Raw genomic sequence first — 14,703 nt, forward strand, 5'->3', positions numbered from 1 at the left:
CCTCGCGAGGGCGCCCCTTCAGGCGACTTCGCCGGTCGACCTCCGGTACACCGTGCGCACCGCATCCCACCAGGGCGGATGATATTTTCGGCAAGCGCAAGGTCGGCGGAACGCCTTCATCGACGTCAGACGCGCCGCGAGTGCTATCTGGACAGCGTGACCTACAGCACGCCGAGCAGGGCGTTGTCCTCCCACTGGTCGACGACTTCAAGGTAGCCGACGAGCGCCTTGGAGTGCGGTGCCCAGCCGCCACCCCTGCCAATGATCCCGCCGACCTGGCGGTCGGCGGACCCACACCGTCAGACCGTCGAACGCAACCGGTCCAATTCGCTGCTGATCGCATCCCGAAGCACGTCATGCTGCGGACCGAGCCTGAACCGCTCATCACTCCACCGCTCATGCGGATACAGCCACACAGGCTTGCCCACCAGCTCGGCCGGCTCCCACTCGAACCGCGGCCAGACGTGGGCATGCAAGAACGGGTCCGTGTTGCCGAGGATCTCCAGGTTGACCCGGCGAAAATCGGGATCCAGCCGCCGACAGGCCCGCTCAACCGCTTCCCCGAGCTGGTCCATATCAGACAGAAACGCCAGCCGCTTGGCCTTCGGCAGGTCAGACAGCCGTTGAACACCGGATTCGTCCACGAGGAGGACCGAGTAGCCCGACAAGAACTGAACGTCCCCGATCACCGCGAATCCCGACTCAAGCCGCCGCAGCACGGTTGGGTTCTCCCCGCGCAGAGCAGCCCCGCTCCGGTCCATCCGCCAGTCACCAGTCATGGCCAGAACCTACCCACAGGTGATCAAGCCGCGCTCCTCGCTCCCCAGCTTCCCCACACACATCAAGGACCAACCAAGTGAGGCGAGGAGTGACCCCGGCCGTTTTCAGGAATCGCCATCACCAATCGGCCTACTGGTCGGGATGGACGGCCTGGACACCGGTCCCTTCGTACACCTCGGGCGTCAGGGTGAGCAGGAAGCGCCCAGCAGGAAAGTCGGCGGAGGGGCGAGCGGCGTGGATGGCGTGGACGGCCGCCCAGGAGTGCCCGGCGTACAGCAGCTCGCTGGCGATGAGCGCGGCCTGCGTGTCGAAGGGCTCGATCGTGATGAACCGCAGTCCGTTGATGTAGGCGAGGAGCCCGGGTTGCTCGGCGTCGCCGGCGGTGAGGGAGAGCGCGGGGGCGTACAGGGTGCCCAGCCCGCCGGAGGCCCGGACGTAGAACGCGGCGACGGCCTCGTTGTGCGGGTCCTTGGGATCATGGAGGGCGGCGGCGGTCGTGTGGTCCAGGACGACCGAAATCGGCCCCACTACGCGACCGCCGAGCCCTGGCGGCCACCAAGGCGCTCCAGGAGACCGCGGGCCTTCGCCTCAGCCTGCTCGCTGGGCACAACGCCCAGGACGGAGGCAAGCTCGGCGCGGGCCTGCTCGGCGCGCTCGGCGTACTCGGCCCGGGTCGGCCGGCCTTCGGCGAGCTCCTCGACGAGCTGCCGGATCGTGGTGCCCTGCTCGCCCGCCAGCGCAGCCAGCCGGTCGCGGGTAGCCGCACTCACCTTGATACTCGTTTCGTCTGCCATACCTCGACTCTACTGCGGGTAGAGGACTGGCGCGCGGATTCTGGCGGCGCAGTGTGACTGAGCGCTTCACTTGGCGAGTGAGCTGTCGACTTGGCGGGGGGTGCGCTCACTGCCGGCCAACCAGATCCGATATCACGGCGAGCGGCAGGGACGGGTTGGCTGCTGCTGCTTCCACTACCTGCCAGTCCGTGTCGGCGAGCAGCTCTGCGATGACCGGTGGCGGAAGTGCTGGGTGGCCGGCGGCTGCGGGTCTCGCCCGCTTGTCCGCCAGGCAAGCGACCAGCGCCGAGGCCGTCGCCCCGCGATGTCGGGCAACTTCACGGAACACCTTCTGCACCGCTGGTTCGTGCCGGAGCAGGTCCTCCAGCAGGGCCGGGGGCGCGTCTGGGTTGGCCGCCACCTTGGCCAGGACACGGACACCGTGTCGGTCGACCATGGTGCGCAACTGCGCTTCGGTGAGGCCCGGGTGCGGAGCGAGGGCCTTGACCACCTTCGCGTCGGGGTCGTCGGCCAGCCGGTCGCGTATCTCGGGCGGCAAATCGCGTCGTTGGGCCACGAGCGTTCGGGTGGCCGGGTCTGGCGACGTGGCCAGCTCTTCGACCTCGGTGGGAGAAGAGGCGGCAATACGGGGCAGAAGGGTGGCACCGATCTTGGTAGTCCGGGCCAGGTGGGCGAGCACGTCGAGCGGTACGCGGGGATGGTGTGCGAGCCTGCGGCGCACGTCGGGGTCACGGTCGCCAGCCAGCGCACGGATCAGGGCATCGTCGATCGCAGGATTTTCGGCAAGGTCGGCGCGGGTGCCGGGAGTGGGGTCCGAAGCGAGCCGTGCGCAGGCCTGCTGGGGCAGGTCCTGACGGGCGGCGAGCGCCCAGCGCAACTGCATCGACGGATGGTCCACGAAGCCGACGACGGCTTCGACGGGGGTGGCGGGATTACGGAGCGCAGCCTCCCGCATAACGTGGACGGTGGACTGGTGGGAGCCGTCGCAGGAGGCGCCCGGCAGCAGGTCGCAGTCGGGCCGTGGACACTGCCGATCGTGAACGAAGGGGGTCTCCTCGCGGTCACAGACCAGACAGCGTCGCGCCGCAGGCAGCCCCTCCCCGGTCACCAACGCTGCCAGTGCGGCCGGGGGTGTCGCCTCGTTGCTCGCCACCGCACGGCGGACCTCGGCGTGCGGATGGGCCGCGAGCCTCGCGGCCACGTCCGGGGTGGTCCACAACGCAAGCTCGGCGACGACACGTACGTCCGGGTCCGCCGCGAGCGTGTCCACCACGTCGGACGGGAGTCCGCGGCAGGCTGCCAGCTTCTCCCGACGCTCACGGACCGGATCCGCCACAAGGAGACGCGCCCACTCCGGGCGGCCGACACCCTGGTCGAGCAGGGCGAGGGCGGCATCCGGCCAGGCAGCGGGATCGATGTCGGCGGCGGTCAGCCGACCCTCGTACGCGAGCTGCACCGCGCTCTCGTCGACGCGCTCGGCCAGCGCGACCGCCTGTGCACGGCTGAGGTCCGCGCGACAGGAGAGGCCCGCGGCGATGTCGTCGTCCGCGATGGATATCAGCCGGTCGACCAGCTCGGACGACAAGGCAGGGTTGGCGGCGAGCCCGCACAGGATGTGATGCACGGAGACATCCTGCCTGGAGCGTGAATGACGCGTTCAGGGTTATGTGATGCCCACGAGTTGCTGGGCGGGGCGCAAGGTCACGTGCTGAGCGTGCTGTCTGGCGAAACCCGTCAACTGGAGCATCGTGACCCACTCGACCAGGGCGTGTGGGAGGTCGAGTGCGGCAGGATAGGAAACCAACAGGGCTCCTGCGCTGCTGAGCTGAAACTTCGAGGAGGCAGCCCAGCAGTCGGCAGAAGATCAGGTAGAGCAGTCGCGGACCCACAATCAGCGATCATGCCCATATTCGGGCCATCGCAAAGCCCCAGGTCAGCCGCCGTACGGCAGTAATGACACCCTTCAGGCGGCTGCGGTGGTATGGGCCCGGGTGCGGCCGGTGGTCAGCGTCGTCCTGGCGGCCGTGGACACTGTCGCCGTGGTGTACGTGATGCGCGGCGCGTTCACGCGTCGCCCTGGACCCGCGCGACACCGAGGACCAGGCCGTGGCTGCGCCCGCTGCCCGGTAAGCGGTAAGCGGTCCGCGCCCCCGTACGAGCCGGTCCGCCTCGCTGCCGGCGCCCTGGCCGCCCGGGTCAACGCAGCGCGACATGCGGAGCGCCTGGGCTCCCGGCCGTACGCCGTCGCCGTGCCTGCCGCATCGAGGTCGCACTCGCGGCCATTCCACACCGGCCGGAGGGCCGGCCGCCTTCTGGAGCAGGAGTCCGGCGTCGACGTCGACACGGTGGAGCAGTCCCGCCGGACCTTCGAAGCAGCCGCCCTGCTGGCCGCCAGGCTCCAGGACGGCATGCGGGAGCGCGCCGTCGCCCGCGGCCCCCGGCCACAAGTCCGCCCCGGTGACGGCCTCGCCGCCGCACACCCAGCAGCCCGGCGTCCAGCACACGCCGGGCCGGACCGCAGGAGGAGTCGTGTGAGCACGGAACGGTCTAAATTTCCGCGTACTCTCGCGAGCCGTGCTGTCGGAGGCGGCATGTACCCTGCACTCATTCGACGATCGGACGATCACGGGTACGGGCATGCGGGCACGGGGTGGGCGTCCAGGGGCGGGAGCGCGGGGATTTCGATGAGTGACGCACATCCGATACGAAGCCGCAGACCGGGCCTCTCGGTCGGTGCGCGCATCATCGCCGGGGTCGTCCTCGCCGCGATCGGGGCCGTCGGCGCCTGGTTCCAGCACGACGCTCCCGGCCGGAGTGCGGAGCCGCGTACGGAGTTCACCGCGAACAATCCGCCCGCCGGTCTGCCCACCGCGCTCACCACCGGCCAGCACCTCCACTGGTCCCGCTGCACCTCGCCGCCCACCGCGCGCACGGGCTACGACTGCGCCGCCATGAAGGCCCCCCTCGACTACCGGAAACCAGACGGCAGGACGATCGACGTCGCCCTGATCCGCCGCAAGGCCACCGGCCCGAACGCCCGGCGCATCGGCTCGCTCGTCCTCAACTTCGGCGGCCCCGGCGTGTCCGGCGTGAGCGGACTGCCCGAACTCCTCAACCAGTACAAGCCGCTCCTCGACCGCTACGACCTGGTCTCCTTCGACCCGCGCGGCGTTGGCGCGACCATCCCCGTGCGCTGCGGGAAGACCGCGGACGACACCGGCTACGACGGGGCCGACGCCTGCGCCGAACACTCCGGGGCGCTCCTCCCGTACATCGGCACCTCGCACACCGCGCGCGACCTCGACCTGATGCGCTACCTCCTCGGCGACGAGCGGCTGCACTACTTCGGCGTCTCGTACGGAACGGCGCTCGGCGCGGTCTACGCCCACCTGTACCCGTCGCACGTCGGACGGCTCGTCCTCGAAGCGTCCGTCGATCCGACCGAGGACCTCGACGAGGAGCAGGTGTCGCAGGTCAAGGCGGTCCAGGCGGCGTTCGACCGGTTCGCTGTGCACTGCGCGGCCCGTATCCCCCGCTGCCCGACCGGCGACAGGCCTGAGGAGGCCGCGCGACGCATGGCGCGCCTGGCCGACCGCCTGGAGAAGAAGCCCGCCCCGGCCGGCGGCGGAAGGAACCTCGACGCCGACGACCTCGCGTACGCCGTCAGCGACCATCTCGACCTCGGCACAGACGGCTGGTCGCCGCTTGCCAAGGCCCTCACCGCGCTGATCGACCACAACGACGGCCGTCCGCTGAGCAAGGGCGCGGACGGCATCGGCTCCGCCGACCGCGCGGCGATCCCGCGCGACAGCAGCCGCGCCGCCCAGACCGCGATCACCTGCGCGGACTCCAGCCTGCGCCCCGGCTTCGAACGCCTCGACAGGGACAAGGCCCGCATCAAAGCCGCCTCACCCGTCTTCGGCGCGGCCTGGGCCACCGGCGTCTACCTCTGTTACGACTGGCCGTTCGACGGCGAGCGCGCCACGCCCCAGGTGAACGCCGACGGCGCGGCCCCCGTCCTAGTGGTCGGCGGCACCGGCGACCCGACTACCCCATACCCCGGCGCCCGCCACATGGCCCGCGCCCTGGGCGACGGTGTCGGCGTGCTCCTGACGGCCGAGGAGGAGGGCCACGGCACATACCCGCAGAACCGCTGCGTCACGGAGACGGTCGACCAATACCTCCGCACGGGCCGCACCCCGGCCCCGGGGACGGTGTGCCGGGGCAGCATGTCCTGAGGTCCGAGACCGCCTTCGGGTGGGTGCCGGGTCGATCGCCTGGGGCCTGATCGCCGACGGATACCGCCCCGATCGCTTCGACGTCATCGGAGCCCTCGTCTGCCTCACGGGAATGACCGTGATCATGTACGCCCCGCGTGGTACCTGACGACCTCAACCGCAGGTCATTCCGCAGGTTCTGATAGCCGGACTTACCAGCAGGGAAGCGCCTGTGCAGGGCGGGCAGCATGTCGGTGGCTGCCTGGCGGTCGGTGACGTCGCCCGCGGTCACGTTGATCATCAGCAGCAGGCCGGTCGTGTCGCAGATCAGGTGCCGACGCCCGCCGTTGATCTTCTTTCCGCCGTCGTAGCCCCGGCTGCCGGCCCCGACCACCGCATCGGCCCTGACCGACTGCGAGTCGATGACCGCCGCACTCGGCTCCGCTTCACGCCCGCCTGTTCGCGGACCTTCCCGCGCAGCCGGTCGTGGAGTTCGGCGATCAGCCCGGTCCGGCGCCAGCGGCGGAAGAAGGCGTAGACCCGGTCCCAGGCGGGAAAGTCCACCGGCATCGCCCGCCACTTGATCCCGATTCCAGGACGTAGAAGACAGCGTCGAGCATCTGGCGGTGGCAGTAGCCCTTAGGACGCCCGGCCCGGCCCTCCATCCACGCCGGCACCGGCAGCAGCGGCCTGAGTTGGGCCCACTGCTCATCCGTCAGATCCGTGTCGCACACCGGCGCCCGGTCGGGCTGATCCGCCGCGTTACCGAACCTGTGCGCGAGACAGTCACACGACGAAGTGTACGCGTTGGACTCGGACGGCTCGAGAACGTACAACTGCGACAACAGGGCCTCCTGCGTACCTCGTTGCTTCAACAACTCCGAGATTGCGGGTGCCAATACATCATCCACGCAGCTCAGGCCGCATGCTGGTATGCGTGGAGGGACCCCGCCGAGTCGGTCTCTTCGGTCGATATTCAGGTGGGCGAGTTGAGCCTGTTGGGTGATGGGTGTGGGTAGTGGGCGGCATGGAGCGGCTTGTTCCAGGGCCCTGTGCGGGCGGTGCTCGTTGTAGAAGGATTCATACTCGCGCAGGGCGTGGAGGAGGTGGCTCTGGTTCCAGATCAGGGTCCGGTCCAGGAGTTCACGTGCGGCAGGTCTGTATCCAGCGCTCCATGACCGAGTTCATCCGGGGTATCCGAATGCCGGTGGTGACGGCCTTGGGACCGGCATCGGCCGTGAGGACGTCGAAGGCGGTTGTGAACTTCGAGTCGCGGTCGCGGATGAGCAACTTTGCCTTGCTGGCTGCGTCCTCGAGGTCCCCGGCTTCGAACTCGCGCCCGGCCTTGACGTGGACATGAAACTGGCGTCGCTGGCCCCCGAGATCGCGGCGATCCGCTCCCACGCCGCCGCGGGCGAGGCCGTCGTCGCGATCTGCGTCGGTACGTTCCTGCTGGCCGAGCTGACCCCGGCATTCTTGGCCGCGGCGGCGATCGCCGCACGCTGCCGCGGGTCAGGGAAGCGCAGGCTCATGGCTTTGGGCTCTTTGGACTCACTCATGATACCTGCGGTATCAGTGATACCAGATGACCGCTGCTTCGACTCGACTCGACTCGACTCGACTCGGCCGGTTGGAGCGTCATCCACAACGCCTCCATAAACCCAATGCCCAACTCAACTTCGGCTTGGGTAACGCCAGTCAGCTAGTGCTGCGACCGGGATGGTTCACCGTGGTCGGGAGACGGCTCACGGGACGAGCGCGGTCCGCGAGGCGAGTGGTATTACTGGTGCATGCAGGAAGAGACCGCGCGGTCCGCGATCGACACGTTCATCTCCGCGTTCAACGCCTCGGACGACAGCTATGTGACTGCGCTGCTCTCCCAGGCCCTAACCTCGGACGTGGTCTTCTGGGGACCGTTGGGCCGCAGTGAGGGGATCGAGGCGGTCGAGCGGTTCGTGCTGGACATCCGGCGCCACCCCGCGGGGACCGGCACGATGGTGCGCTGTTCGGCGGTGGACATGCCGAACGAGTGGGCCCGGTACCAGTGGGTCTTCACGACGCCGGATGGAGGCCCCCGCCTGGCGGGAACGGACGTCGTCCATCTGCGGCGGAGCCTCATCGACCAGGTCATCGTCTTCGCGGGGGAGATCGAGCCGGCCGCCTCCTGAGTCATTCTCCTCTGGCGCCGTCCTTCTCCTGAACCGGCCCCGTTCGGGGCTCCGGGTCTGCCCAGCCGAGATCATCTTCACAACGCTTCGGTCGTCCGCGCTTGGCCACGAGCGGACCGATGATGCGCTGTGGCTGTGTAAGTTCGCGGTTGGTCAGGCTGCGGTGTTGAGGGGGCGTCCGCCCCAACGGATGCTCTTCTCGCTTCGGATGCGGGCGCGTTCCTTGCGTTCGGCGGCCAGGACGTCGCGGTGGCGGGCGTTGGCGTTGCGCCAGCGTAGATAGGCGTGCAGGGCTCGTGTCTGCACGGTGTGGTTGAGGTGGTTGGAGTTGGCGATGGTGAACTGCCTCAGCGGTCCGAAGTGGGCCTCGATGGGGTTGGCCCAAGAGGCGTAGGTCGGGGTGAAGCACAGCTCGGCCTTGTGCTTTGTAGACCAGCGGCGGATGTCGGTGCCTTTGTGGGCGGACAGGTTGTCCAGGATCACGTAGATGGGGGCGCCGTCGGGCCGGGCGGCGCGGATCGACTTGAGCGTGGCCAGCGTGTTCGCGGTACCTTTCTTGCGGCGGTTGACGCCCCACAACATGTCGTCGCCGACCGAGTAGCAGCCGTGGAAGTACCGGACTCCATGGGTGCGGTGGTAGGTGGCCGGCACCCGGTCGGAGTGTTTCCGTTCGGCCCAGCCCGAGCCTGCGGTGGGCCGGATCCCGAGTGGGCCGAACTCGTCGAACGCAAAGACCCGGTCGGGGAAACGGTCCAGGACGTGCTCGATCCGGTCCAGCTTCGCCTCGCGGTCGGGGTCGGTGGATTCCTTCCAGGTCTTGGTGCGCCGGAAGGTGACTCCACGGCGAGCGAGCAGGCCGCGTAACGCCTCGCGGCCGATACGGATCACTCGGCCGTGGACTGTGCGCAGGTAGGCGACGAGTTTGCGTAGCAACCAGCGAGTGAAAGGCTGGCCGAGCTTGGTGGGGCGGGTGGTGGCCGTCTGGACGACGAAGTCCTCGTCGTCATCGCTGAGCAGGCGGGGACGGCCTCCCGCCCACCGAGGGTCCAGGCAGGCCAGGCCGATCTCGTTGAACCGGTGGATCACATCGCGCACGGTGTCCTCGTCGGCCGCCACCAGCTGGGCGATCACCGGCACCCGATTCCCGCCGGCCGAGGCCAGCAGCATCATCGCGCGCCGATAGCGCACCGAGTTGGTGCTGCCCCGGCGCACGATCTGCTGCAGCCGCTGCCCCTCCTGGTCGGTCAGTCTGCGCACACGGACGGGCTCGGCCACCGCGCCTCCAGCGGTCGGATCAGACGTCACCGCACATCCAACCGCCACGACGACCAACCCGGCGAACCTATGCGGTCACAGCACTAGCCACCCAGGCATCGACACCGACACGTCGTCCGCTTCGGCGACACCATGCCCCGTGACGCACGCCCCGGCCTCGATCACCACACCTGGCCCATGCACCACCGCCGCCACTTTCCCACCCGCTTGGCACACTTTTTCTTACCGCAGGGCCTCTGCGAACTGTCTCGCTACGGCGCCACAGAGCCGGATACGGCGCTCACGCTCTGGGAGTGCCCCATCTGCCGGCGGACGACAAGGGGCTTTGCCCCGCCTTGACGCGGGGCGCACCCGGCGCGCAGGGACTCGGTACGGCGCGGTAGGTCTCTTATAGCCCATCTTGTTACCCCTGCAGATCTGGCGCGCTGTCAAGCTCCTTACGAAGCCGTAGCCGGCAGTTGTCAAGTGTCAACCCGGTGCTCCCACGAACGCATCCGACGCAGGTCCTCGCTGGGTCGCGTCCCCCGCACACATCCGCAGATCCGAGTGCGGCTCCGAGCCTGGATCTTGGTGAACCTTGACAGGGACTGCGCGGAGCGTTGGCCGATGGGCTCCATCACTCGGCGTCTTATAGCTGACCGATGCCGCCTCGACAGCGAAGACTGCTTCCGGTTGCCTGCACAACAGGAAACGGCCACGATCCGGGCCTCAACGGCACAGGAGCGGGAGAAAACCGCCAGGCGACCCTCTCGGTCGGATCAGGAGGAGTCGCGGACGACCAGCGTGGTGGGCAGGACCACGTGTCGGCGGGGCGTCTTGGGGTCGGAGATCTCCTGGATCAGGATCCGGGCGATCGTACTGCCGATCTCCTCGACGGGCTGGCGCACGCTCGTCAAGGACGGGGTGGTGTGACGGGCAATGATCGAGTCGTCGAAGCCGACCACGGCCACATCCTCCGGGACCCGCCGCCCCTGCGCGCGCAGTTCGACCAGGGCGCCTGCGGCCATGACGTCGGAGGCGACCAACACGGCGTCGAGGTCGGGAACGCGTCGCAGCAGCTCGCGCATGGCCCGCTGCCCGCTCTTCTCGGTGAAATCCGCCCGGGCCACAAGCACCTCCTCGGGTTCCCGGCAGGCCTCCCGCAGGGCGTTCCGCCAGCCCTGGAGCCTGCTGCGGCCGACTTCCATGTCCAACGGCCCGGTGATCGTCGCGACCTTTCTCCGGCCGCGTCCCAGCAGATGACGCACGGCCTCCTCGGCGCCGCCCAGATTGTCCGAACGAACATGACTCAGCGGCTCGGAGGGAGACCGCCGCCCGGCCAGCACCGTGGGAAGGCCGAATTCCTCCAGCAGCCCGGGGATCGGATCGTCCCTGTGCACGGAGACGAGGAGTACGCCGTCGACCCGTCGCTCGGCGACCGACTCGGTGAGCTGGTCGAGTTCACCCTTGTCACGCACAAGGACGAGCTGCAGCTGCGTCTTGGTGTCAACAAGACCGGTGCTCACGCCACGGATCACGGCGGAGAAGTAGGGCTCCGAGTCCAGCCTGCTCTCCACTTCAGGGATGACCAGTGCGATGGTGTTGGTCCTGCTGGTGACCAGGCCGCGCGCCACGGAGTTCGGCACATAGTTGAGTTCGGCGATCGCGGCTTCCACCGCTGCTCGGGCCCTGTCGCTGACCAGCGGTGATCCATTGATCACCCGAGAGACCGTGGTGCGTCCGACCCCGGCCCGTGCGGCCACGGTCTTGATGGTCGGTCGCTGGCTGGCGCCCATGATTCCCTCCTCCTGCGCGCTGCTCCCCTGGCGCTCACCAGCGCATTGTGCCAGAGCGTTTCACCGGCCACCGGCCGGAAAGTGAAGGCACGACATCTGGCGGCAACAAACTTGGATTCAAGTTCTTGACACAGCCGTCTTCCCGCCGCCAGTCTTCCCTGGACTTACTGGGAACGTACCCACCACGAATGGGAGCGTTCCCACTTGCGGATGTAGCCATGAGCCGTCCCAGTGGTTGGTACTCCGGTGCGCCGGTGCCGTTGTCAGGAGGAAGAAATGGGTGGGCCCTACAAGCTCTTACGTACAAGAAGTGCGGCTGCCGTCTCGGCCGCGCTCGCTCTCGGGCTGGTCGCCGGCTGCGGTGGAGGCAGTGACTCGGGAACGGGAGGCGGACGGTCCAAGGACGGCAAGGTCACCATCACCATGGGCCTGTTCGGGGTCATGGGCTTCAAGGAGACCGATCTCCTCGATCGGTACATGAAGGAAAACCCCAACGTCACCATCAAGGCCGAGGTGGCCGGCGATGAGCAGACGTACTACACCGCCCTGCAGACACACCTCGCGGCGGGCAGCGGGCTCAAGGACATCCAGGGCATAGAGATCGGCCGGGCCAAGGAACTCGTCGACACCCAGGCGGACAAGTTCGTCGACTTGTCGGACGTGCCGGGCACGGATCACTTCCTGCCGTGGAAGCTCAACCAGGTCACCACCTCCAAGGGCAAGGTCATCGGTCTCGGCACGGATATCGGACCGATGGCCGTCTGCTATCGCAAGGATCTCTTCAAGCAGGCGGGCCTGCCCACCGACCGCGAGGAGGTGGGCAGGCTCTGGGAAGGCGACTGGTCCAAGTTCGTCGACGTGGGCAAGGAATTCAAGTCCAGCTCCAAGGACGACAAGGTCGCCTACATCGACAGCGCCAGCGGGCTGTTCAACGCGATGGTCTACGGCGCCTCGAAGCAGTACTACAACGAGAAGGGCGACCTGATCTATCAGGACAACCCTGTGGTCAAGGAGGCCTGGGCCACGGCCTCGGAGGCCGCCACCTCGGGGCTGACGGCGAAGCTCCGGCAGTTCCAGCCCGGTTGGGATCCCGGGCTGGCCAACGGCACCTTCGCCGCCACCGTCTGCCCCGCTTGGATGCTCGCCCACATCAGCGAGAAATCCGGAGCCGCGAACAAGGGCAAGTGGGATGTCGCGAAGGCGCCCAAGGGCGCCAACTGGGGCGGCTCCTTCCTCGGCGTCCTGGAGAAAAGCCCGGTCAAGGAGGAGGCCAAGAAGCTCGTGGCCTGGCTCACCGCGCCGGAGCAGCAGGAGTACCTGTTCAAGAAGCTCGGCAACTTTCCCTCTTCCGAAAGGGCGTTGAAGTCCCCCGGTGTGGCGGAGGCGAAGTCCGAGTACTTCAGCGGCGCACCGATCGGCAAGATCTTCGGCACCGCGGCCCAGGAGATCCCCGACAAGCAGGTGCTGGGCCGGAAGGACGGCACGATCAAGGACATCTTCTCCCAGGGGCTGACGCTGATCGAGTCGCAGAACCAGAGCCCCGACAAGGCATGGGCCACCACGGACAAGCGGATCGCGAAGGCCACCGGCTGACCGTACGCACTTCCAGGGTTCCGGCGGCCGTCACGGCGGCGGCCGCCGGAACCGACCCCTCACCCATGTCTCGAAAGGAGGCCTGAAGGTGGTCACTTCCAGTTCGGTACCGCACGCCGACGGCACCCAGAACATCCCGGCCGGCGCCGTGAAGGCGCCCGGCGTCAGCGGTGACGGAGACCGCCCCAGGCAGGGCCGGCGCAACCTCCTGCACCGCCTGGACATCAAGGGGGCGCCGTACGCCTTCATCGCTCCGTTCTTCATCGTCTTCGCGGCCTTCGGCTTCTACCCGCTGCTGTACACGTTCTGGATCTCCCTGCACCACGTGGAGCTAGCCTCCATGAACCTCATGGAGTGGCGCGGCTTCGGCAACTACACCGAACTCTGGCAGGACGACCGGTTCTGGAACGCGCTGTCCAATACCTTCACCATCGGTGTGCTGTCCACCGTCCCCCAGCTGTTGATGGCCCTGGGTCTGGCCCATCTGCTCAACTACAGACTGCGCGGCTCGACGTTCTTCCGGGTCGCCGCCCTGACACCGTACGCCACCTCGGTGGGTGCTGCTGCCCTGGTGTTCACCATGCTGTTCGAACGCGACTTCGGTTTGATCAACTGGATGCTGAGCCTGGTCGGCATCGACAACGTCGACTGGGAGAACAACAAATGGGCTGCTCAGAGCGCGATCTCCGTGATCGTTATCTGGCGCTGGACCGGCTACAACGCGCTGCTCTACCTGGCGGCCATGCAGGCCATTCCGCGGGACCGGTACGAGGCGGCGGCCATTGACGGCGCGTCACGCTGGCAGCAGTTCACCAAGGTCACCGTCCCCGGCATCCGGTCCACGATCCTCTTCACCATCGTGTTGTCCACCATCGGCGCAACCCAGTTGTTCGGCGAACCGCTGATCTTCGGCCAGGGACCCAACGGCGTCACCGGCGGTGCGGACAACCAATATCAGACGCTCGGCCTGCTGCTGTACGAAGAGGGCTGGAAGAACTACCAGATGGGGCGGGCGGCAACCGTCGCCTGGGCGATGTTCCTGCTGCTGATCCTCATCTTCGCCCTGCAGCGTGTCCTCAAGCGCTTCACCTCCCGCAAGTCCTGACCAGGAGCAGCCAGCCATGACCACCGAAAGCCTCCAGCCCCGGGCGGGCGCGCGTTCGGGGACCCCCTGGGACACGTCAACGCTGTCCAGGCGCCGGTTCCGCCCTTCACTGCGCCCCAGGGCCGGGCGCCAGCACCACGCCGGTCCGGTCGCCTACGTCCTGCTCGGCCTGGCCACGGTGTTCTCCCTCCTCCCGCTATATTTCACGGTGGTGGCGGCGTCGAGCGACAACACCCGTGTCACGCAGACCCCGCCACCGTTCCTGCCCGGGCCGAATCTCTTCGACAACCTCGGCAAGGCGTGGGAGGACGCGGCACTGGGCAAGGCCATGATGAACAGTCTCATCGTGGCGAGCGCCATCGCCCTGTCCACCGTGCTGTTCGCCACCCTGGCCGGGTTCGCCCTCGCCAAACTGCGTTTCAAGGGACGCAACATCGCGCTGATGCTGGTCATCGGGACCATGATGGTGCCGCCGCAGCTCGGTGTCGTACCGCTCTTCATGATGATGACGGAACTGGGATGGGGTCAGCAGCTGCCCGCCGTCATCTTTCCGACGCTGGTCAGCGCGGTCGGAGTGTTCTTCATGCGACAGTACCTCTCCGAGGCGCTACCGGACGAACTCATCGAAGCAGGGCGGGTGGACGGCGCGCACTCGCTCCGCATCTTCTGGAGCATCGTGCTGCCGATCGCCCGTCCGCCGATGGCAGTCCTGTTCATGATCACCTTTGTGCACGCCTGGAACGACTTCTTCTGGCCGTTCATCGTGCTGGACATGAGCAACCCGACCGTCCCGGTCGCGCTGACCCAGCTCAGCGCGGGCTATGTGCGCGACCAGTCGCTCATCATGGCCGGCGCGCTGCTCGGCACCCTGCCGCTGCTGGCTATGTTCATCGTCTTCGGCCGCCAGATAGTCGGCGGCATCATGCAGGGCGCGGTCAAGGGCTGAGCCCCCACCCGCTCCCTCGGGCGCCTCCCCCGCCCGGGTTCCTCCTGAAG

11 protein-coding genes and 5 pseudogenes are annotated in these 14,703 nt (G+C 67.9%); 6 read left to right on the forward strand and 10 right to left on the reverse strand.

Annotated elements, in window-relative coordinates:
* Positions 1 to 299 precede the first annotated feature (299 nt).
* The 5 genes and pseudogenes from ACZ4WQ_RS13020 to ACZ4WQ_RS13040 form a co-directional block, all read right to left on the reverse strand.
* The gene (locus ACZ4WQ_RS13020) at positions 300 to 779 is read right to left on the reverse strand and encodes an HIT family protein (RefSeq protein ID WP_398372289.1); all 480 of its coding nucleotides are present in this window, start codon (positions 777 to 779) and stop codon (positions 300 to 302) included.
* Between the two features lie 130 nt (positions 780 to 909).
* Positions 910 to 1,308: a PIN domain-containing protein gene (locus ACZ4WQ_RS13025; protein ID WP_361188784.1), complete on the reverse strand. Its 399-nt coding sequence runs from the start codon at positions 1,306 to 1,308 to the stop codon at positions 910 to 912.
* Positions 1,308 to 1,574 carry a hypothetical protein gene (locus ACZ4WQ_RS13030; protein WP_398372287.1) on the reverse strand — a complete coding sequence of 89 codons (267 nt, stop codon included), beginning with the start codon at positions 1,572 to 1,574 and terminating at the stop codon, positions 1,308 to 1,310. Before ACZ4WQ_RS13030 ends, ACZ4WQ_RS13025 begins: the two co-directional genes overlap by 1 nt.
* A 106-nt stretch (positions 1,575 to 1,680) precedes the next feature.
* Positions 1,681 to 3,198: a hypothetical protein gene (locus ACZ4WQ_RS13035; protein ID WP_398372285.1), complete on the reverse strand. Its 1,518-nt coding sequence runs from the start codon at positions 3,196 to 3,198 to the stop codon at positions 1,681 to 1,683.
* A 57-nt stretch (positions 3,199 to 3,255) separates the two neighbouring features.
* Positions 3,256 to 3,378, reverse strand: a pseudogene (locus ACZ4WQ_RS13040) (IS5/IS1182 family transposase); the annotation flags it as partial.
* Positions 3,379 to 4,258: 880 nt separating this feature from the next.
* Between ACZ4WQ_RS13040 and ACZ4WQ_RS13045 the strand changes: the two are divergent.
* Positions 4,259 to 5,812, forward strand: a complete 1,554-nt coding sequence (locus ACZ4WQ_RS13045; protein WP_398372283.1) for an alpha/beta hydrolase — start codon at positions 4,259 to 4,261, stop codon at positions 5,810 to 5,812.
* Positions 5,813 to 5,837: 25 nt separating this feature from the next.
* Positions 5,838 to 5,960: pseudogene (locus ACZ4WQ_RS13050) on the forward strand (YnfA family protein); the annotation flags it as partial.
* A 117-nt stretch (positions 5,961 to 6,077) separates the two neighbouring features.
* Here ACZ4WQ_RS13050 and ACZ4WQ_RS13055 read toward each other — a convergent pair.
* From ACZ4WQ_RS13055 to ACZ4WQ_RS13065, 3 pseudogenes are all read right to left on the reverse strand, one after another.
* Positions 6,078 to 6,371 (reverse strand): annotated as a pseudogene (locus ACZ4WQ_RS13055) (transposase); the annotation flags it as partial.
* Positions 6,338 to 6,456: pseudogene (locus ACZ4WQ_RS13060) on the reverse strand (transposase); the annotation flags it as partial. The pseudogenes ACZ4WQ_RS13060 and ACZ4WQ_RS13055, both read right to left, overlap by 34 nt.
* A gap of 251 nt (positions 6,457 to 6,707) precedes the next feature.
* Positions 6,708 to 7,111, reverse strand: a pseudogene (locus ACZ4WQ_RS13065) (integrase core domain-containing protein); the annotation flags it as partial.
* A 470-nt stretch (positions 7,112 to 7,581) separates the two neighbouring features.
* Between ACZ4WQ_RS13065 and ACZ4WQ_RS13070 the strand changes: the two are divergent.
* On the forward strand, positions 7,582 to 7,959 hold the full coding sequence (locus tag ACZ4WQ_RS13070; RefSeq protein WP_311729201.1) for a nuclear transport factor 2 family protein: 378 nt from the start codon (positions 7,582 to 7,584) through the stop codon (positions 7,957 to 7,959).
* A 153-nt stretch (positions 7,960 to 8,112) separates the two neighbouring features.
* Here ACZ4WQ_RS13070 and ACZ4WQ_RS13075 read toward each other — a convergent pair whose 3' ends face one another.
* Both ACZ4WQ_RS13075 and ACZ4WQ_RS13080 read right to left on the reverse strand, forming a co-directional pair.
* Positions 8,113 to 9,234: an IS630 family transposase gene (locus ACZ4WQ_RS13075; protein ID WP_398372281.1), complete on the reverse strand. Its 1,122-nt coding sequence runs from the start codon at positions 9,232 to 9,234 to the stop codon at positions 8,113 to 8,115.
* 758 nt (positions 9,235 to 9,992) lie between these two features.
* The gene (locus tag ACZ4WQ_RS13080) at positions 9,993 to 11,009 is read right to left on the reverse strand and encodes a LacI family DNA-binding transcriptional regulator (protein ID WP_358844314.1); all 1,017 of its coding nucleotides are present in this window, start codon (positions 11,007 to 11,009) and stop codon (positions 9,993 to 9,995) included.
* Positions 11,010 to 11,285: 276 nt separating this feature from the next.
* Between ACZ4WQ_RS13080 and ACZ4WQ_RS13085 the strand changes: the two genes are divergently transcribed.
* From ACZ4WQ_RS13085 to ACZ4WQ_RS13095, 3 genes are all read left to right on the forward strand, one after another.
* On the forward strand, positions 11,286 to 12,602 hold the full coding sequence (locus tag ACZ4WQ_RS13085; protein WP_398372278.1) for an ABC transporter substrate-binding protein: 1,317 nt from the start codon (positions 11,286 to 11,288) through the stop codon (positions 12,600 to 12,602).
* A gap of 148 nt (positions 12,603 to 12,750) precedes the next feature.
* Positions 12,751 to 13,707: a carbohydrate ABC transporter permease gene (locus ACZ4WQ_RS13090; RefSeq protein WP_238545596.1), complete on the forward strand. Its 957-nt coding sequence runs from the start codon at positions 12,751 to 12,753 to the stop codon at positions 13,705 to 13,707.
* Between the two features lie 16 nt (positions 13,708 to 13,723).
* Complete coding sequence (locus ACZ4WQ_RS13095; RefSeq protein WP_398372276.1) at positions 13,724 to 14,653, forward strand: carbohydrate ABC transporter permease; 930 nt, start codon at positions 13,724 to 13,726, stop codon at positions 14,651 to 14,653.
* The last annotated feature ends 50 nt before the right edge of the window (positions 14,654 to 14,703 follow it).

The sequence above is a fragment of the Streptomyces sp. NPDC028305 genome (assembly GCF_055569495.1).